At 64.4% G+C, this 18,276-nt stretch carries 17 protein-coding genes; 3 read left to right on the top strand and 14 right to left on the bottom strand.

All coding sequences use genetic code 11. From position 1 onward, the window contains the following. Nucleotides 1-115: 115 nt before the first annotated feature. From ISP20_RS04970 to pssA, 10 genes are all read right to left on the bottom strand, one after another. Nucleotides 116-1,462, bottom strand: coding sequence for a DUF58 domain-containing protein (locus tag ISP20_RS04970; RefSeq protein ID WP_239535358.1), 1,347 nt, complete (start codon nucleotides 1,460-1,462; stop codon nucleotides 116-118). A gap of 19 nt (nucleotides 1,463-1,481) precedes the next feature. Further along, nucleotides 1,482-2,471 (bottom strand): AAA family ATPase, encoded by a 990-nt coding sequence (locus ISP20_RS04965; protein ID WP_204634987.1) that lies wholly within the window; start codon nucleotides 2,469-2,471, stop codon nucleotides 1,482-1,484. Nucleotides 2,472-2,501: 30 nt separating this feature from the next. Next, nucleotides 2,502-3,647, bottom strand: a complete 1,146-nt coding sequence (locus ISP20_RS04960; RefSeq protein WP_204634986.1) for a DUF4350 domain-containing protein — start codon at nucleotides 3,645-3,647, stop codon at nucleotides 2,502-2,504. Further along, nucleotides 3,644-5,266, bottom strand: a complete 1,623-nt coding sequence (locus tag ISP20_RS04955; protein WP_204634985.1) for a DUF4129 domain-containing protein — start codon at nucleotides 5,264-5,266, stop codon at nucleotides 3,644-3,646. The genes ISP20_RS04960 and ISP20_RS04955 overlap by 4 nt, the downstream gene beginning before the upstream one ends. Further along, nucleotides 5,263-6,288: a stage II sporulation protein M gene (locus ISP20_RS04950; protein ID WP_204634984.1), complete on the bottom strand. Its 1,026-nt coding sequence runs from the start codon at nucleotides 6,286-6,288 to the stop codon at nucleotides 5,263-5,265. The genes ISP20_RS04955 and ISP20_RS04950 overlap by 4 nt, the downstream gene beginning before the upstream one ends. Nucleotides 6,289-6,311: 23 nt before the next feature. Next, nucleotides 6,312-6,995 (bottom strand): RDD family protein, encoded by a 684-nt coding sequence (locus ISP20_RS04945; protein ID WP_204634983.1) that lies wholly within the window; start codon nucleotides 6,993-6,995, stop codon nucleotides 6,312-6,314. Beyond that, the gene (locus ISP20_RS04940; RefSeq protein WP_204634982.1) at nucleotides 6,995-7,522 is read right to left on the bottom strand and encodes an RDD family protein; all 528 of its coding nucleotides are present in this window, start codon (nucleotides 7,520-7,522) and stop codon (nucleotides 6,995-6,997) included. Before ISP20_RS04940 ends, ISP20_RS04945 begins: the two co-directional genes overlap by 1 nt. Before the next feature lie 372 nt (nucleotides 7,523-7,894). Continuing rightward, nucleotides 7,895-8,368: a ribosomal protein S18-alanine N-acetyltransferase gene (gene rimI, locus ISP20_RS04935; RefSeq protein ID WP_204634981.1), complete on the bottom strand. Its 474-nt coding sequence runs from the start codon at nucleotides 8,366-8,368 to the stop codon at nucleotides 7,895-7,897. 7 nt (nucleotides 8,369-8,375) lie between these two features. Then, nucleotides 8,376-8,858 (bottom strand): hypothetical protein, encoded by a 483-nt coding sequence (locus tag ISP20_RS04930; RefSeq protein ID WP_204634980.1) that lies wholly within the window; start codon nucleotides 8,856-8,858, stop codon nucleotides 8,376-8,378. After that, entirely contained in the window at nucleotides 8,858-9,628 is a 771-nt protein-coding gene (gene pssA / locus ISP20_RS04925; RefSeq protein ID WP_204634979.1) for a CDP-diacylglycerol--serine O-phosphatidyltransferase, read from the bottom strand. Before pssA ends, ISP20_RS04930 begins: the two co-directional genes overlap by 1 nt. 194 nt (nucleotides 9,629-9,822) lie before the next feature. Between pssA and ISP20_RS04920 the strand changes: the two genes are divergently transcribed. The 3 genes from ISP20_RS04920 to ISP20_RS04910 all read left to right on the top strand — a co-directional run bounded on the left by ISP20_RS04920 (nucleotide 9,823) and on the right by ISP20_RS04910 (nucleotide 12,668). Further along, nucleotides 9,823-10,260, top strand: a complete 438-nt coding sequence (locus ISP20_RS04920) for a DUF4124 domain-containing protein (protein WP_204634978.1) — start codon at nucleotides 9,823-9,825, stop codon at nucleotides 10,258-10,260. Nucleotides 10,261-10,366: 106 nt separating this feature from the next. Then, the gene (locus tag ISP20_RS04915; protein ID WP_204634977.1) at nucleotides 10,367-12,064 is read left to right on the top strand and encodes a proline--tRNA ligase; all 1,698 of its coding nucleotides are present in this window, start codon (nucleotides 10,367-10,369) and stop codon (nucleotides 12,062-12,064) included. Between the two features lie 277 nt (nucleotides 12,065-12,341). Beyond that, entirely contained in the window at nucleotides 12,342-12,668 is a 327-nt protein-coding gene (locus ISP20_RS04910; RefSeq protein WP_204634976.1) for an H-NS histone family protein, read from the top strand. A gap of 221 nt (nucleotides 12,669-12,889) precedes the next feature. On the opposite strand, the gene ISP20_RS04905 is transcribed toward ISP20_RS04910, so the two are convergent. From ISP20_RS04905 to ISP20_RS04890, 4 genes are all read right to left on the bottom strand, one after another. Beyond that, nucleotides 12,890-14,263 carry a porin gene (locus ISP20_RS04905; protein WP_338030966.1) on the bottom strand — a complete coding sequence of 458 codons (1,374 nt, stop codon included), beginning with the start codon at nucleotides 14,261-14,263 and terminating at the stop codon, nucleotides 12,890-12,892. A gap of 52 nt (nucleotides 14,264-14,315) precedes the next feature. Further along, nucleotides 14,316-15,644: an MFS transporter gene (locus ISP20_RS04900; protein ID WP_204634975.1), complete on the bottom strand. Its 1,329-nt coding sequence runs from the start codon at nucleotides 15,642-15,644 to the stop codon at nucleotides 14,316-14,318. Nucleotides 15,645-16,001: 357 nt separating this feature from the next. Beyond that, nucleotides 16,002-16,700, bottom strand: coding sequence for a response regulator transcription factor (locus ISP20_RS04895; RefSeq protein ID WP_204634974.1), 699 nt, complete (start codon nucleotides 16,698-16,700; stop codon nucleotides 16,002-16,004). A 135-nt stretch (nucleotides 16,701-16,835) separates the two neighbouring features. Beyond that, entirely contained in the window at nucleotides 16,836-18,110 is a 1,275-nt protein-coding gene (locus ISP20_RS04890) for a threonine/serine exporter family protein (protein ID WP_204634973.1), read from the bottom strand. Nucleotides 18,111-18,276: the final 166 nt, after the last annotated feature.

The following is an 18,276-nucleotide window of genomic DNA, read 5'->3' as shown; positions in this document are numbered from 1 at the left end:
CACGCCACGCCAGGGCTTATCGCTCCGTCGGCTTGTCGCGCACAAGTGCGCTCCCACAATAGCTTTTGGTTAGTGAGGCGCCCTAAGTCGCGTCATCCGGAGCGACCTCCAGATTTCACAACAACCCGTCGCGCTTCACGGACAGGTATTTCTCAACCAGCGACCCCGCCAGCTGGTCGCACGTCACGTCCAGGACCATCACTCCGTGGCTGCGCAGCGCGTCATGCGCCACACGGCGTTGCTCCAGGTATTGCGCGATCGAACCGGCGCGGATGGCGGCGTCCAGATCGTTCACCGGCTGGGCCAATGCGCTGTCCAGCGCCGATTCGCGCAGGCTTGCCACGCATACCAGGTGGCGCCCACGCAGCATGTCCACGGCGGCCAGCAGGTCGTCCATGTCTTCATCGCGCAGGTTGGTCACCAGCATGACCAGCGAGCGCCTGCGCTGGCGCAGGAACAGCTCGGTCGCCGAGGCAAGAAAGTCCGTCGCGACAGGCTGCGGCTGCAGCGCATAGCTGGCGCGCAGCAATTCGTCGATGGCTGCAACGCCACGCCGCGGAGGGACCCACGAGGTGGCGCCGCCGCTGGCCAGCAGGCCCACCGCATCGCCCTGCCGCAAGGCGAGATAGGCGACGACCAGGGCCGCATCGAGCACATGGTCGAAATGCGCACGCCCTTCTTCGCGCGCCATCAGCCGTCGCCCGGTGTCGAGCAGCAGGATCAGCTGCTGGTTCTTTTCATCCTGGTACTCGCGCGAGATGAGGCGGCGCACGCGCGACGACGCTTTCCAGTCGATCTGGCGCAGACTGTCGCCCACGCGATACTCGCGCATCTGATGGAAATCGGTGCCTTCGCCGCGCCGGCGTTTGACGTGCGCTCCCACCATGCGAGAGGCCTGGTCCGCGCTGAACATGGCGAACTTGGCCAGGGGCGCGAAGTTGGGAAAGACGCGCACGACCTGTGACGCACCGACCGTTCGAAGCTGCCGCCACAGCCGCCACGGCGAATGCAGGCGCACGTGCATGCCATCGAAAGAAAAATCTCCGCGCGCATTCGCACGCAGGTGGTAATCGAATGACGCCAGCTCGCCACGCTCGAGCTGCAAATGCCGTGGCAGCCCGCGCACGTTCCAACTGCCCGGATGCAGATCGAATACGTCCAGCCGTTGCCGGCGCGTGCCGCTCTGCAGGCTCAATCGCACCGGCCGTTCCACGCCCATCGGCCAGGTGTCGGCCAGCTCGCGCCGGATCTCCGGCCCGGCGCTTCGCATCAGGCGCACCGCATCCAGCACAAGTACCAGCAGCAGGGAACCGCCCGCGAAGAGCCAGAGCTCTGCCGCGGACAGATCCAGGCCCACCGCGACACCGAGCACCGCCCACAACGCCAGCCACGCCAACGCCCAGGGCGAAGGACGCGGCAGGCTCCGCCGGCGCATCGAGGCCCGAGGGGTGGCGGCATTCATCGGTCGATCCTCGGCTGCATCACTTGCGGGGCGCTTCCACCTTCGCCAGCAGCGCATGCAGCACGGCGTCGGTCGTCTGTCCCTCGATCTGCAGCTCCGGTGCCAGCGCGATGCGATGGCGCAAGGCGGGCTTGGCGATTTCGCGCACGTCGTCCGGGGTGACGAAGTCGCGGCCGGCCAGGACCGCCTGGGCGCGTGCGGCGCGCACCAGTGCGAGGCTGCCGCGCGGACCGGCGCCCATGGCGATGCCCGGATGCTTGCGCGTGGCCGCGACGATGCGCACGGCGTAATCGATCACCGCGTCGTCCATCGCGGTCTGCGCCGTGCCCAGCTGCATGGCCACGATCTCCTCCGGCCGCGCCACTTGCCGGATCTGCGAGAGATCGAATTCGGACGCGCTGCCCTGGCTGACCATTGTCACCATGCGCTTCTCGTCTTTGTGCGAGGGATAGCCGATCAGCACCTTGAGCAGGAAGCGATCAAGCTGCGCTTCGGGCAGCGGATAGGTGCCTTCCTGTTCGACCGGATTCTGGGTGGCCAGGGTCAGGAACGGGGGCGGCAGCGACACGCTCTCTCCCTCGATGGTCACCTGCAGCTCGGCCATCGCTTCCAGCAATGCCGACTGGGTTTTGGCCGGCGCGCGATTGATCTCGTCGGCCAGCAGCAGGTTGGTGAAGACCGGACCGCGCCGTATGTTGAAGGCTTCGGTCTTCGGATCCCACACGGCATGGCCGCTGATGTCGCTGGGCATCAGGTCGGGCGTGAACTGCACACGCGCATAGCCGCAGTCGAGCGCGCGCGACAAGGCACGCACCAGCAGGGTCTTGCCGAGGCCGGGAACGCCTTCGATCAGCACGTGGCCGCCCGCCAGCAACGCGATCAGGATCTGCTCGAGCACCTCGGGCTGCCCGATGAAAACCTTGCCAACCTCGTCGCGCACGGCGGCCACGCGCTCGGTCAGGTCGGCGCCGGTGAAGGGGATGAGAGGCTGTTGGATGTCGAGATTCATAGGTCAATGCTCGGATGAAATCGGCTGGATTCAACGCAATTGATTGCGCAGACGGATCAGTAGCGCCACGCTGCTGCGGAATTGTGCGGGCTCGTGTATGCGCGCCGCCTCCAGCGCATCGTGGATCTGGTCGGCGGACTCGCCGCAGCGCTCGGCCAGCCATTGCGCCTGCAGCGGCACGGGGAGGGCCGCCGTCTGCGGATCGCGTGCACGCAGGCGGCTGAGAAAAGCGTGGCGTACCGCGTCGTACAGACGGTTCGCATAGCCATAGCGATAGGTGTGCTGGCCGCTGGCCTCGATATGCTCGAGCAGGGAACGGCGCTCTGTGTTCAGTGCCGGCAAGAGCGGCCCGAACCGCTGCATGCGTTGCCACAGCCAGCCCAGCAGTGCGAGCAGCAACGGCACCCACGCCATCCAGTACTCACGCCACAGCTCGCCCCAGAACGAGGGCATCGCCAGATCGCGAACCAGATAGGTGGTGCCCGCACCATAGTTCGGTGCCAACAGCTGGCGAACGAACTCCGCATTCAACGGCTGGTTGAGCGAATAGGTATTCAGAAACTCGAAATCCGACACCACATCCACCACGCCCTTGCCGCGGGCCAGGCGCATATATACGCTGCGGTACGCTTCATTGCGCTTGGGAACATCCTGCCAGTTCAACACGGGAGCAGCCTGTGCGTGCTTCAACGTGAAGCGTCGGCCGCCGCAGAACAGCCGCGAGGATTCCTTGCCTTCCCCGCGCAGGATCATGCAGGTACCGGCGCTGCCGGGAAAGATGTGCAGGCTGGCGGTCAGCGGCGACTGGGTTAGCGAAAAGGCGGGGGCGACCAGCAGCAGATGCCCGCCGCGTTCCACCCAGTCCAGCAGACGCCGCAGCTGGGCATCGGACAGGCTGCTCGAATCATTGAACACGAGCACGGTGTCCTTGTCGCCCAAGGCGTGACGCTCGTCCCATACCGGCGCTGAGCCATCCACCACCTGCACGTGATCGGCGCGCAAGGACAACTTCAACGCATACAGCGGATTGCTAAGCGCCTCGCCCGAACGCGGCTTGTCGACGACGGTTTCGACCCGCTCATAGTTCGCTCGCCACCAGGCGACGAATCCGAATGCCAACACCACCGCCAGCAACGCACCGGCCCAGCCCCACCAAGGTATGCGAACACGCATCATCGGACGGCCACTCCGTGCGCGGCGCTGGTGATGGAGCGCCATACGAAGCGCTGCTTCAACCCGCTCAGCAGCGATTCGAACGCATCGGTGGAAGGAAAGACCTGCGCGTAGGCGGCGTACTGCCATACGCGCACGACGCGAGCGAAGGCGTCGCGATCCTCACGCTCCGCCAGTTGGCGTGACGCGCGCAGACACTGGGCCTCCGTTGCGCCAGGCACGAGCATGGTGCGCGTCTGCGTCACCATGGCTTCGACCGCGGCGCGATAGAGCATGGCGAGCGCCTCGCGTTGACGCCCGGCGTACCAGAGCTGACGAATCGCCTCGGGCACATCGTCGGGCAACGAAGCCTGCTCGGTCACTTCGCTGCGCTGCACATTTTCATCATCGGTCGCCTTGGCGCGCGCCGCGACTTCGGAGAACCATGGCAGCCAGCGCCTGGCAGTAAGCGCCAGCGTGATCACCAGCGCAGCCAGCAGGCCCCACAAGGCGAATTTGCCGATCACGGCGATCAGGTTGCCGAGTCCCGACAGATCGAGTCCACGATAGGTTGGGTCGAGTTCTTTCTCAGGCACCGGATGACGCTGTTTCCAGCTGACGAGCTTGTGCTTGGGGCTGAGCGAAGGGTCGGCATACGCTTGTTCGACGGCACGACGGAACGAGGTTCCACCGACTGGTTGATCGCCAAAGATGTGCTGCACGCTCTCTGGCTCGGCGACCAACGGCTTCGTTTCGGCGGGTGCATCCTCGTCGTGGGCGGCCTGCTGCGCCATCTGCGCGGCGCAGGTGCGTGCAGCCGCGGCGTGACCTGCCTGCGGCACGACGGCGAGACCGAGTGCGAGCAAACACGCCAGCGCGGAAGCAGCCTGCGTCAGGCGCGCGCGCAGACGTCGGAAGTTAAGCTCAATGTCCCACGCTTCGAGCTGCGTGCGCCGGTTGATGTACAGCCCGAATCCCGCCCCGATATAGAACGGCTCGACGGCGGTCATGACCAACCAGGAGGCCACGTTGGCGATCAGCGAGAACCACCAGGGCGAGGCTTTCACCGCGGCGCTGACGTGCTCGAACACGCCAGGCAGGTAGATGTTGGGGATGAAGATCAGCACCAGTCCCAACAACCCCAACTGCAACACGAGACCGAACACGCTGCACATCAGGGTGAGCATCAGGCTCACGCCATAGATGGACGAACTCACCACCTGCCGTCGGGCGCGGGCCCGCTCGGCGGTGCTGCCCTCCAGCAGGTCGACCGGGAGATACAAGGCACGCACCGGACCCAGGCGCCGCCAGATCAGGTACGACCACATCCATTTGCCGCCCCACTGGCGCTGCGCCCGCAGGGTTTGCCCAAGCGACGGGATGTCGCCGAAGGCGGCGCGCGAAAGCACGTACAGGGGCACCCGATCGAACAGCGGCTTCAACCACCACAACAGCAACCCTGCCGCCCACAGGCTATGCAACGCCCAGCCGATCGCGTTGGCCAGCAGCAGGGCAGGCAGCGTAAGGAGCAGCCAGGCGCCGTAAATGAGCCTGGCGTGGTGCCGTGTCAGCGCCATGCCGAGTTCGATCGCCTCCCACGACGTGCGCGGACGCAGGGTGACGGTGAGCGTGTCAATCTTCACCGTGTCGCACCTTCGCCAGCCGTGCCATCAAAGGCAGCGTTGCGCCCACCGCGCCACAACCACCATCCCACCGATAGCCACAACAGCGCCGACACGCTGTATTTGACCCCGGCCGGCATCCATCCGATCGACGACCAGAACGCTTCGATGAAGGCTGCAATGAGCAACATGACCAGCACGCCTGCGCAAAGCAAAGCGCCGCGGCGTCCACCATCGATCAATGCATCCACGCGGCGGCGCTGACCCGGAGCCATCAGGTTCAGGCCCAGGCGCAGCCCCGCACCGCCGGCAATCACGATGGCGGTCAGCTCGAAAGGGGAATGTCCGGCCACGAAGCGCCAGAACGGATCCCCGGAACCGATCGCCTGCAGATGCCCGGCGACGCCACCGATCATCACGCCATTGGTGAGCAGCACGATGACGGCGCCAATGCCGGCCACCAGTCCGCTGGCGAAGGTCTTGAAGCCGATGCTGATGTTGTTCCAGATATAGAACCCGAACATCGCCAGATCGGTTTCGCTGCCGCGCCCCAGCGCATGCGCCGCGTCGTGCGGGTCGTACATGGCTTCGAATTTATGCAGCGTGGAGGCATCGAACAAGGCCGAGGAAAGTTCCGGCCGGTACTGCGTGGCGATGAAAATCGCCGCCAGCGGCAGCCAGAACAACAGCGCCGACAGCGTCATGCAAAACCGTTCCTCGCGCACCAGCCGCGGGAATCCGGCCAGCAGGAACATGGCCAGCCGCCGCCAGCGGGGCGCCGGCGTGCGATACAACAACGTGTGGCCTCGCTGCATCAGCAGCTGCAGGCGCTCGACCAGCACCGGGCTGTAACCGCGGCGCCGGGCCAAGGCGAGTTGCTGGCACAAGCGGCGAAAACGCGCGGGTATTTCCGTGTCGCCCAGGCCGTGCCATTGGCGTCGCGTCGATCGGGCGTCCTTGGCGCTTTCGCCGCGCACGTTCAACCAGTGCTCGAAAGCATCCCATTCGTGCCGGTAGCGTTGGACAAAAAGCTCCTGCTTCATCTGGCCGCGTCCCTGCGTTCGCCCTATTCGTTCCGGCCCAACAGGCCGTTGGCGAGGCCGTAGAGTTGATGCACGCCGGCTTCGCCGCGCAAACCCGTCAACGGTTCGGCCAGATTGGCCAATTCGATCTGCCGCGCCAGGCTTTGCCGCGGTCCCCGCTCGGCAAAAGCGATCAGGGCGGCCTGCTCGTGCTGGCGCAGAACCACCGTCGAGGCAATCGGGGGAGCGGCAGTTGCCTCCACCAGTGCACGCGGCGGAGCATCGTGCACCACCAGCGTATTGGCGACCATGTCGCCGAGCCGGCGTCCCCAGGGATCGAGCAGGCACGACACCAATCCCGTGGCATAGAAAAGCGGCAGCATGTCGACCACTCGCAGCAGGTCGCGGGTAAAGGCCGCCTGCCATCCCAGCGGTCCGCCGTTGCCGGAAATCACCCGCAAATTCAGCGCGCGCTTGCCCGGCGTACAGCCCTTCCACAGGACTTCGAACACAACGGGGTAAAACCACCAGACCAGGAACAGGGCGATCAGGTAGAAGCCCGCGCCCGCCCTGCCCAGCACCGCAAACACCGAACCCGCCGCCACCAGCACGCCCATGCGTATCGCCACGTCGATCAGCCAGGCCAGCGCGCGTGGCACGGGCCCGGCAGCCCGCAATTGCAGGACCACCCCTTCAGGAGTAACGACTTCGCGAAAGGTATCGAGCATCAGGCGTTGACGACGATGGTATCGGCCATAAGGTCATGCACGCAGCGACGTTCTTCGCCGAAGATGAAAAGCGGGTCCGCAATGGCGAAGATCACGCCTACCAGCGGAATGCGGGTGATGATCCCCGGCGCGAACATGCGCAACCAGAAGATGCGCCCCAGGCCGGCGCGCTCGCCGTTGGAACGCACGATCCGCACCTTCATCCAGCGTTTGCCCAGGGTCTGCCCTTCGCGGTTGAGCAGCACCAGGTTGTAGATGAACAGGCAAAGGAAGGCCAATGCGCCGATACCCATGATCGCGGCGAACATGCCGCCATTGCCTGTCGAACGCTTGAAACCGCCGCTGACCGCGACCGCGATGAAAAAGGGAATCATCACACCGACGTAAACCAGGCCGTCCAGCAGTACGGCGAGGAAACGCGTGCCACGTTCTGCCTTGACGAAACCGGCATCCGAATCGGAAGAGCTCGGCGGCATCGACGGCGCGGCAGGAGCCTCGTACGGATTATGTGTACCTGTATTTTCCATTGGCATTGATCCTTGGATGACGGAGGCCCTCTTCTGTCAGCAAGACACCCCTCCGCACGATGTCCTGCGCCCGGATCGGATGAGCGCGAACAGCACACGCACGCGACGAACGTGCAGGTGCGCCAGGCGCCACCGCGTCTACTCGTTTCAGTCTTCCCGGAAACAGCCCCTATGAGATACGGAACTGGAGGTCGTGAGGCAGCCGTCCATACCAGCTGCACCCGCCCCACAGCGTAATCTCACCCCTGGGCCAAACATAGCAGAGTTGTCCGAAAGCGGGTGATCCACCCGGCAGGACCTCGTGTGCCGCAAACTGCACCGGCAAGGGCCGGCCAGCGGGCACTGGAACCGCGACTCAGGGGCGGGTGAGGCTCACGGCGAGGGCAACAAATCCAGCGCCATCACGATGGCATCCTCCCGACCATCCTTTGCCGGGTAATACTTCGGCCGCCGGCCGATCTCCTCGAATCCCATCGACCGATAAAGACTCTGCGCCACCGGATTGGTCGGCCGTACCTCGAGGAATACACGCCCCGCGCCATTCCAGCGCGCGATGTCGAGCAGGCGCCGGAGCAGGAAGCGGCCCAGCCCCAGCCCACGATGATCCGGGCCGACGCAGACGTTGAGCACATGCGCCTCACCGGCCGCCACCGAGAGCACGCCGTAACCGGCGACTGCGCCTTCCACCCACATCACCCAGCACGGGTGCCCCGCCTTCAGGCAGTCGCTGAAGATGCCGGCGGTCCAGGGGAAATCGTAGGAGGCAGCTTCCATCGCGGCCACCATGGGCACGTCGTCGCGACGCATGGCGCGGATTTCGGCGTGAGGGCGGGCCACGGCGACCATGCGAGCGCTACTCCGCGGGAGAGGCCAGCGCGCGACGCAGGCTGCGCAGCGCATTCCATAAACGACGTTTGCCCGCGCCCGAGGCGAGCACGCTCGCCGGTTCGTCGGCCAACACGATATGCGCACGACTCAGTGCCGCAGCCGGCAATTCCCGACCCAGGGCATGCGCTTGCGCCTCGCCAAAGACCAGGTAGGCACGTGCTTCCGGTGCGGCCGGCAGCTGACCGTTGCTTACCTCGATGCGCGGTGCGCGCGCCAGGGCGGCGCCGCAGGCCATCAGGGCACGGCCGACCAGATCGAGTTCACGCGGCGAGCAGCCGGCGGGGAGCACGACGATGCATTCGCCGGACACCAGCGTCGCCATCGCATCGACCACGGGAGACTCGCCACCCACGGGCTCGGCCACGGTGGTGCGACGCACCCACGGCGTGACGCCCAATGCCCGCAGCAGGCGTTCGCGATGCGCAACGGCAGGGGCGAGCGCGGCCATCAGGCCACTCCCCGGCGCCGGCGACGGGTGGCGCGTCCCCACAGCGTCATCACCGGACCGGACAGCAGGTACAGCGTGAATACCACGAACAACACGCGGGGCGGATCGATGAAGAACGGCACCAGCACCAGCACGCCGATCAGCACCCACAGGAACGGCACGCGGTCGCCCATCGGCAGCGACTTGAAGCTGTAATAACGAAAATTGCTGACCATCAGCAGACCCACGATGACCGCCATCACCACGGTGATGAACGCGACCTCCGCACCCAGCACGCCGAACTTGTCCATGCTCCACACGAAGGACATGCAGACGGCGGCGGCGGCCGGGCTGGCCAGGCCCTGGAAATAGCGCTTGTCGATCACGCCCACCTGGGTATTGAAGCGCGCCAGGCGCAACGCCGCGCAGGCGGCGTAGATGAAGGCGGCGGCCCAGCCGATCTTGCCCCAGGTGGGGCCATAGTCCTTCAGCGTGGACAGCGACCAGGTGTACATCACCAGCGACGGGGCGAGGCCAAAGCTCACCAGGTCCGACAGCGAGTCGTACTGCATGCCGAACTCGCTCTGGGTGTTGGTGAGGCGAGCCACGCGACCGTCCATGCCGTCCAGCAGCGCCGCCACGAACACCGCAATGGCCGCGGAGCTGAAATCGCCAGCCATGCTCGTCACGATCGCGTAGAACCCCGCAAACATCGCGCCGGTCGTAAACAGGTTCGGCAGCAGATAAATGCCCCGGTGACGCGGGGGGCGGACGGGCATACTGTCGCTCATGAATCAATCCGTGACGGAATACGCGCAGTGTAAACCATCCCCCGCTTGAGTCCGGCTGGACGGGGTGCAAGGATGCTACGGCCTCACAGGGGGGCATGGGCCGGCTCCGTCGGCGCCTCGGGCGTTGCCCGGAAAGCCCCCTCACAGGTTCGCTTTCCTTAACAAACGCGCCGCCTTGCGCCCCGGAGCCCACCATGCGTCGACTGTTGATTGCCACCGCGCTATTGCTCGCTGCGCCCCTGGTCGCCGCCCAGGCCTATAAGTGGACGGATGCCAGCGGCACCGTGCACTACTCCGATGCGCCTCCGCCGCAGGGCACCAAGTACAACAAGGTCACCACGTCGGGTTCGGTGGAGCCGTTGGCGACGGCAGCCCCGTCCAGCAGCAGCGACAGCGGCGACTCTTCCAGCAACGGCAATCCGCCGCCCTCCAACCAGCCGATGGCCGATACGCCGGAAAATCGCGCCAAGTTCTGTGTGGCACTGAAGGCCAACCTGGATGCGCTAAAGAGCAGCGGGCCGGTGGTCATCGGAGGCCAGAATGGCCAACAGCAGGTACTGACGGGTGACGCGCGCCAACAGCAACAATCCGCCACCGAAGCCCAGTACAAACAGTACTGCCCCAACGGCTGAACCACGCGACACGCCTGACCGCCCGATTAGCTTCCGCGGGCGGACACTGCAGAGATTCGTGCGTCCGGCCCTATAATCGATGTTTTATTTCGCCGGATCCGCTCGCATGCGCCTCAGCCAATTCCACCTGGCCACCGTCAAGGAAGTCCCTGCCGACGCCGAAATCGCCAGCCATCGCCTGATGCTGCGCACCGGCATGATCCGCAAGCTCGCCGCCGGCCTGTACACCTGGTCGCCGCTGGGCCTGCGCGTGCTGCGCAAGGTGGAAGCGGTGGTGCGTGAGGAAATGGACCGCGCCGGCGCTGTCGAGCTGCTGATGCCCACCATCCAGCCCCAGGAGCTGTGGGAAGAAAGCGGCCGCTGGGCGAAGTTCGGCCCGCAATTGCTCAAGGTCAAGGATCGCAAGGAGCAGGAATTCTGCTATGCGCCGACCGCCGAGGAAGTGATCACCGACTTCGCGCGCAACGAGCTCAAGAGCTACAAGCAGCTGCCGGTCAACTTCTATCAGATCCAGACCAAGTTCCGCGACGAGATTCGCCCGCGCTTCGGCGTGATGCGTGCGCGCGAGTTCCTGATGAAGGACTCGTACTCCTTCCATCTCTCGCAGGAATCGCTGCAGCAGACCTACGACGCGATGTACCAGGCCTACCAGCGCATCTTCACGCGCCTGGGCCTGAAGTTCCGCGCCGTGCAGGCCGACACGGGCGCCATTGGCGGCAATGCCAGTCATGAATTCCAGGTGCTGGCCGATTCGGGCGAAGACGCCATCGTCTTCTCCGATGCGTCCGACTATGCCGCCAACGTCGAGAAGGCCGAGGCCCTGGCACCCGCCACCGCCCGCCCTGCCCCTTCGGCCGAGCTCAAGCGCGTGGACACGCCCACGCAGAAGACCATCGACGAGGTGGCGGCCTTTCTCAAGGTCACGCCGCAGCAGTGCGTGAAGACCATCCTGGTTCGCGGCAGCGACGGCCTGGTCGCGCTGTGCGTGCGCGGCGACCACGAGGTCAATGAAGTGAAGGCCGGCAAGCTGGAAGGCATGCCCGGCGAATCGGTGCTCGCCACCGAAGAAGAGATCCTCGCCCTCACCGGCACCCGCCCCGGCTTTATCGGCCCGGTGGGCCTGCCGGCGGAAATCCCCGTGATCGTCGACCGCGACGCGGCGGTGCTCGCCGATTTCGTCTGCGGCGGCAACCAGGACGGCAGCCACTACACCGGAGCCAACTGGGATCGCGATGCACGCGTGACGCGCGTGGAGGACATCCGCAAGGTCGTCGCGGGCGATCTCTCGCCGGACGGCAAGGGCACGCTGCATATGGCCCGCGGCATCGAGGTTGGCCACGTCTTCCAGCTGGGCAAGAAGTACGCCGAGGCGCTGAAAGCCACCGTTCTCGACGAGAACGGCAAGGCCCAGGTGATGATGATGGGCTGCTACGGCATTGGCGTCAGCCGCATCGTGGCGGCCGCCATCGAACAGCGCCACGACGACGCCGGCATCCTCTGGCCCGAGCCCATGGCACCGTGGCGCGTGGCCGTGTGCGTGATCAATCCCAAGAACGCACCGGAAATCGCCGAGGCCGCCGAATCGCTCTACCAGCAGCTGGCCGCGCGCGGCATCGATACCGTGCTGGACGATCGCGGCCTGCGCCCCGGCGCCATGTTCGCGGACATGGAACTGATCGGCATCCCGCATCGCGTGGTGGTGAGCGAACGCGGCCTCGCCGCCGGCACGCTGGAATATCGCGCCCGTCACGAAGCCGAAGCCCGCGCCGTGACGCTGGATGAGCTGTTTTCGCTGCTGGGCTGAGCGGCCAGGCAACTCCCTGACAAAGACGGCCGCACGAGCGGCCGTTCTTTTGTCTAGCGCTGACATTGGGCTGGACCGGGCGCGCCGATCGCTTGCGCTACCGGCTTTGGGCCCTACTACCCATTATCGGCGGATCAAATCTCCATAATTTCCACCGTTTGCAACATTTTTGCTTTGCAACACAACGAATGATCGGTAAAAATCAATAAACCAAAAGAGGTACTGCTTATGTCGCAGGACCCAAGTCAGGCAGTCACACTCATCCCGGGAGTTACGCATGGCAGTTGATCTAAAGAGTCTCAACCATAACCAGCTCAATGAGCTGATTAGCAAGGCACAGGTTCGCCAGCAGGAATTGCGCAAGGAAAAGGTCGTCAAACTGCGTGAGAAAATCCACGCACTGATCAAGGCCGAGGGTTATTCCTTCGACGATATCTTCGGCGGCGCCAAGGGCGGCAAGACCCGTCGCAGCGGCGGCACGGTGGCACCGAAGTACCGCAACCCGGCAGACCCCGAGCAGGTGTGGTCCGGCCGCGGCAAGCGCCCGCGCTGGTTCAACGATGCGCTGAAGGCAGGCAAGAAGGAAAAGGATCTGGCGATTTGATCGCTGCCGGCGAATTGCGAAAATCCGCGTTCGCCATCGGCCTCCGGGCCATCACCGAGTAAAGATCATCGCCCCGGCCACCACGCCGGGGCGATTTTTTTTACAGGATTAACAAGCGGATCGAAAACGGATACGCCTTGCGATCCACCTCATCGAAAGCCATGGGCTGCGCGTCACGCCGGCAGACAAAATCAAACCCTTGGCTCTCGCCCAGCGAAACCTTAGAACTGAAAACGCACGCCCACCATGGGATCCATCGTCGACGTGTGTAGATAACCCGCGGCGAGACCGCCGGAAACACGCGAGAACATGACGCCCGTATAAGCGTCGAAACGTTTGGCGAAGTTGTGCCAGACCACCCGCACCGAATAAGCATCGAGTTGACCGCTGCAATTGCCCGCGCTGCGTTCATGGCAAATCGTTCTGCCGTACGCATTCTGGTTGTAGTGATAGTAGGCGCCTGTAAGGTCGAAATCCTTGTTGATGGCGTATTTCACTCCCAACCAGGTTACGTCGAGGCGTTTGGCATGCACGAATGCCTCGTTGTTCACCACGCTGAAGGTGTAGCCCCCGAGACCGGTGAAGCCCGGCCGCAGCGGTCGCGAGGGATTTTCATACTCGATGCGCTCCAAGCCCGCATACAGTTTGAAAGGGCCGTTTGTATAGCTTCCGTCGATCGTCCACGACGTGTTGTCCGAAACGACGGCGGCAAGCGAATCGTGCGGCATGATCCTCGCTTGCGCGGCATTGAGCGGCGCGGCGGACACGCCATCCTTCTTGCTCGCGTAGACCGCATCCACCGAGAAATCCTGCCCATCGAAGCCTGCGTTGAGTTGCCAGCCCGTACCCTGGCTGCCATGCCCGCGGTCGAGCTGGTACAACGCGGCCAGGCGCAGGCTGTCCCATTTCCCGTTGTACTTGAGCGAATTGTCGGCCCTCGCATCCTGTGTATAGCCACCACCCGAGGTGCCCTGAAGACCGATCAGCGAGAACGCATACGAACCGTTCATTGGGTCGTAGCGACCGATATTGTCGAGCAACACCGTGTTGTTCCGTCCTGCCGTCAGCGTTCCGAGCTCCTTCGAACTCAGACCGACGAATGCCGGGCCGTTGAAGACCTGGCCCGCACGCGACGCATCGCCAGCCGACCTCTGCTTGTCCAGCGGACGACCGTTGTTGTAGGCGAGCGAGGCAGGGCCGTCGGAAAGTCGGCCCGACTGCGGATTGAAGCCGACTTCGAGATTGAAGACGAAGGCGACGTCGCCGCCCAGATCCTCCTTGCCTTTAAGGCCGATGCGGGATTGCGAAAGCCCGTTCGGCGCGATCGTCGTCTGCGGCTTGTCGCTGTTCTTTGCAATCAGATAAGCCGTGCCAACGCCCCAGTCCTTGCTTGGCGGTGCGCCATGGGTCAGGTGCACGAGGCCGATGTCGTACGTGCCGTACAGGGTGATGCCATGCCAGGTCAATTCGTCGGCGGCATGCGCCGCAGCGACGGAACCGGCCGCACCGAGCAGCGCGGCCAGGGATAAAGCATTGCGCATTCGTCTCGTCATCAACCGGCTCCTCGACTCTACTTGGGGAAAAAAAGGCCGCACTTCCCCACGGCCCGCTTGCGCGGACCGGGAGAGGCAGAAGGAAAAGTGCCGCTTAGTCCTCGATCAACGAGGTCTTCTTGGTATCGGGGAGGAAGAGGTAAACCAGCAGCGAGCAACCGATGCACGCCGTGACGTACCAGTAGAACCCGCTCTCATGGCCGCTCTGCTTGAACCACAGCGCGACCGTCTCCGCGCTGCCGCCGAAAATCGCGACCGCCAATGCATACGGGAGACCCACGCCGAGGGCGCGTATCTCGACGGGAAACAGCTCAGCCTTCACGACCGCGTTGATCGACGTGTAACCCGACACGACCACCAGCATCAGCATGATCAGTGCAAAGGCCTCGTAGGGACTGGTGACGCCTCGCAGCGTGCTGAGCACCGGCACCGTCAACAGCACACCGAGCACTCCGAACGAGATCAGGATCGGACGCCTGCCGATGACATCGGAGAGACCGCCCACCAGGGGCTGCAACACCATGTAGACCAACAGCGTGGCGGCGTTTATCAGGGTGGCCGTCTCCTTGCTCAGCCCGACACTGAGCACCAGGAACTTCGACATGTAGGTGGTGTAGGTGTAGAAGGCCAGCGTGCCACCCATGGTCAAGCCGACCACGATCAGTGCCGGACGCCAATGCTTGACCAACAGGCCCAGCGAACTCTGCCGGCGGACGGGCGCCGCCTTGGCCTGGTTGCTCACGAACGCCGCGGTTTCGCACATGTTACGGCGCAGGAACAGCGCAACGACCGCCACGACGGCGCCAATCGCGAAGGGAATGCGCCATCCCCAGGCCTTGAGCTGGGCCTCGGTGAACACCCATTGCTGCAGAACGATCAGCACACCAAGCGCCAGCAACTGGCCGGCGATCAGCGTGACGTAGAGAAAGCTGGACCAGAAACCCCGTCGTTTTCCGCTGGCCATTTCGGACAGATACGTCGCCGAACTGCCGTACTCGCCGCCAAGACTCAAGCCTTGCATCAAGCGCGCAAAGACCAGCAGCACGGGTGCAGCGATGCCGATGGTCCCGTAGGTCGGACACAGCGCAATCAGCAACGAACCTGCGCACATCAATACGATCGAGCGCATGAGCGCCGCGCGGCGTCCGTGCCGGTCGGCGTACCGGCCGAAATACCAGCCGCCGATGGGCCGCATGAGAAAACCGACCGCGAAGATGGCCGCGGCGTTGAGCGCCTGCGAGACGGCATCACCCTGCGGAAAGAACGCCTTGGCGAAATACAGCGAGAACGACGTGTAGACGTACCAGTCGTAGTACTCGACCAGGTTGCCAATCGAGCCACCCACGATCGACTTCAGGCGTTGCATGGACGACAACGGCTGCACGGCATCGATGCCCGGACATTCCTCTTCCCTGCCACTCATTGCTTCTCCCCCTTGCTTGATCACGCGTTACGCGCGATGCGACCCACCCCAGGCAATCGCGCGGCGTTCATCCATCCTAGGGATGGCACGCCGGAACGACATATAATTAATTGGTACTAATGCGCTGCAACATACATGGCGGCCAGATGACGTCGCGTCCGCAAGCGCATTCCATTTGGACGTCCATACACCTTCCTCAAGAACGATCGAAGTCGCCGTTCCAGGCACGACGATCCCCACGATTTGGCGTACGTTCGGCGCTTTATCGAGCCCTTTGACGCGCAAGGCGCGATCATCGAGGACCGCCCACCGATGATCGATCCACCCGCTCGGGGCGTGCCCCCAGGCAAAGCGTCGTCAGGCGATCCCTTCACCGCGAATCTGCAAGGGCGCAAGCGACGGGTCCAGCAGAAGGCTGCGCGTCAGTAACGCCGCCTGCGTGCGTGTGCTGCACTGGAGTTTTTTAAGGATCGCGGTGATATGGACTTTGACAGTGTTTTCCGACACATGCAGTTCGTCGGCGATCTGCTTGTTGAGCAGGCCCTCGCCAACGCACAACAACACTCGCAGTTGCTGCGTGGTCAGGGAGGTGAGGCGCCGACGGACCCGGGCATCCGCACCGCCTCCATCGGCTTTGCCGGCCGGGAACCAGGTGCCGCCGACGAGCACCACCTCGATCGCATGGCAGATGTCCTTCACCATGGCGGACTTCGGTACGAAGGCGGCGGCACCGAGCTGCCGGGCGCGGTGCACGGTGCCGGGATCCTCGTAGGAAGAAATGACGATCACCGGCATATGCGGGCGCTCGCAGCGCAGATACACCAGGGAGGAGAACCCGTTGACGCCGGGCATGGCAAGATCGAGCAGGGCGAGGTCGAACGCATCCGCCATGACGGCCGCCTCCAGCGCCGCCTGGCTCGCCGCCTCGACGATTTCCACCTGCCCGTCGCGTGCGGACAGCGCATAGCGCAAGGCCAGCCGGAACATCGGATGATCATCGGCGATCAGAACGCTACGCGGCCGCCCTTCCGCCACCGATTCCGGCTGCAAGGTCATGCTCCATTCGACAGAGTGGTCGTTGCAGCCCAAGTAAGAACCAGTTTGCGCTTCGTCTGAAACAGATTACGCCACGGCGTACCCGTTGTTTTCGCGCCGTCCTGTCAGCGAGCGCCGCCACTCGGCGGGCATTGTTCAAAGCGAGCGGCGCGGCGCGATCAACAAGTCGCCAAACAGCAAACCTGCCACCAACGCAATGAGCAAGGTGATCAGCAGCATGGTGCTGTCCATGCCCAGGGTCGTATCGCGTTCCAACATATACGACACGCTGCGAAACCCCACGCTACCCGGCACCAGCAGGATAATGCCCGGCTCGCGAATCATGGCGCCGGGCCGATGCACGAAGCGCGCATAGAGATTGGCCACGCTGCTGAGGATCAATCCGCCAAGAAACACGCCGAACGGTGCCGCCGGCAATTTGCCGGCCAGGGCGCCACCCCAGCGCGTGGAGAGATAACCCAGCACCACCGCCGCCATCACCACCAGCCAATCGCGGCGCGCCGCGCGGAAGGAGATGGCGAAGGCGAAGGCGCCGACCAGCAGTGCCGGATAATCCGTCCACGCCGGCAACGGAGGCAGCGCGTAATCGCGCCCTTCGATGCCGAACGCGCTGCATAGCTGCGTGGCGGCAACGGTACCGAAGGTGAGTTTGATCAGCGTGGCGATGGCGCCGCCCATGCGCGCCACGCCCGCCACCAGATGCTGACTGGAAATTTCCCGCACCGCCGTGGTGAGCGCCATGCCGGGCATGAGCACGATCAAGCCGGCGAGGATCACCGATTTGATCGCCAGCGGCACCACGAACTGGCTCACCACGATGGCAATCGTGGTGGCGACCAGCGCACTGATCGCTTCGCTCGCCACCGCCAGGCGCGGACGCGTGGCCGACAGCACGGTGATGGTGCCGATGATCAACCCGATCAGCGCCGCCGTGACCAGGTCCGCCCAAGAACTGTGCAGCAACAGCGCCACCACGCTGGCGGCGGCAAGACCGTAACTGGCGATCACTCCCGCCTGCGCGCGCCGCGTATCGGGCCGCCCCAGCTCGCGCAACAGGCGAAAACCTTCGCGCAATTCGATGTCGCCCGCGATCACCTTGTCGGCGATGGCATCGGCCTCGCTGAGGCGTCCAAGGTTGACGTCCCCTGGGGCCAGACGCATCACCTGCGTCACCTGCGCCACTTCGTCCTCACCCTGGGTCAGGTCGGTGAACGAGATGATGATGGCCGTGGGACTGGACCATACATCCGCCACCAACCCCAATCGCTGCGCCGCCCCCCAGATCGCACCCTCCAGGCGAGGCGCCGCCGTACCGTACTGATGCAGCCGCCGCGCCAGCTCGAGCAGGAACGCAATGCGTGTGTTGAGGGGCGCAAGGGCCAACGGCTTGAGGACGGCGGGGGGAGTCATCGCGTGATCGTCTGCGCGACAGTGGCCGCGGATGAGGGACTGGGAATGATGGGCATGGCCAAAGACATGCCTGTAGTAAAACTGATTTGGATGGCTATGTCAGCGGGAGGGGTGTTGCTTGGGCGATTGGGTATCTGTACGAGCGAGCCAACGCTCGGATTAACGA

The organism is Dyella kyungheensis, assembly GCF_016905005.1.
GTDB lineage: Bacteria > Pseudomonadota > Gammaproteobacteria > Xanthomonadales > Rhodanobacteraceae > Dyella > Dyella kyungheensis.
The sequence above is the reverse complement of the archived record's forward strand: the minus strand, read 5'-3'. Positions and strand labels throughout refer to the sequence as shown.

Excerpts from the sequence above, each read along its gene's own strand:
- ISP20_RS04970 (WP_239535358.1), bottom strand. The coding sequence starts at position 1,462 with ATGAATGCCGCCACCCCTCGGGCCTCGATGCGCCGGCGGAGCCTGCCG.
- ISP20_RS04910 (WP_204634976.1), top strand. The coding sequence starts at position 12,342 with ATGGCAGTTGATCTAAAGAGTCTCAACCATAACCAGCTCAATGAGCTG.
- ISP20_RS04960 (WP_204634986.1), bottom strand. The coding sequence starts at position 3,647 with ATGATGCGTGTTCGCATACCTTGGTGGGGCTGGGCCGGTGCGTTGCTG.
- ISP20_RS04950 (WP_204634984.1), bottom strand. The coding sequence starts at position 6,288 with ATGAAGCAGGAGCTTTTTGTCCAACGCTACCGGCACGAATGGGATGCT.
- ISP20_RS04915 (WP_204634977.1), top strand. The coding sequence starts at position 10,367 with ATGCGCCTCAGCCAATTCCACCTGGCCACCGTCAAGGAAGTCCCTGCC.
- ISP20_RS04920 (WP_204634978.1), top strand. The coding sequence starts at position 9,823 with ATGCGTCGACTGTTGATTGCCACCGCGCTATTGCTCGCTGCGCCCCTG.
- ISP20_RS04900 (WP_204634975.1), bottom strand. The coding sequence starts at position 15,644 with ATGAGTGGCAGGGAAGAGGAATGTCCGGGCATCGATGCCGTGCAGCCG.
- ISP20_RS04940 (WP_204634982.1), bottom strand. The coding sequence starts at position 7,522 with ATGGAAAATACAGGTACACATAATCCGTACGAGGCTCCTGCCGCGCCG.
- ISP20_RS04965 (WP_204634987.1), bottom strand. The coding sequence starts at position 2,471 with ATGAATCTCGACATCCAACAGCCTCTCATCCCCTTCACCGGCGCCGAC.
- ISP20_RS04930 (WP_204634980.1), bottom strand. The coding sequence starts at position 8,858 with ATGGCCGCGCTCGCCCCTGCCGTTGCGCATCGCGAACGCCTGCTGCGG.
- pssA (WP_204634979.1), bottom strand. The coding sequence starts at position 9,628 with ATGAGCGACAGTATGCCCGTCCGCCCCCCGCGTCACCGGGGCATTTAT.
- ISP20_RS04945 (WP_204634983.1), bottom strand. The coding sequence starts at position 6,995 with ATGCTCGATACCTTTCGCGAAGTCGTTACTCCTGAAGGGGTGGTCCTG.
- rimI (WP_204634981.1), bottom strand. The coding sequence starts at position 8,368 with ATGGTCGCCGTGGCCCGCCCTCACGCCGAAATCCGCGCCATGCGTCGC.
- ISP20_RS04890 (WP_204634973.1), bottom strand. The coding sequence starts at position 18,110 with ATGACTCCCCCCGCCGTCCTCAAGCCGTTGGCCCTTGCGCCCCTCAAC.
- ISP20_RS04895 (WP_204634974.1), bottom strand. The coding sequence starts at position 16,700 with ATGACCTTGCAGCCGGAATCGGTGGCGGAAGGGCGGCCGCGTAGCGTT.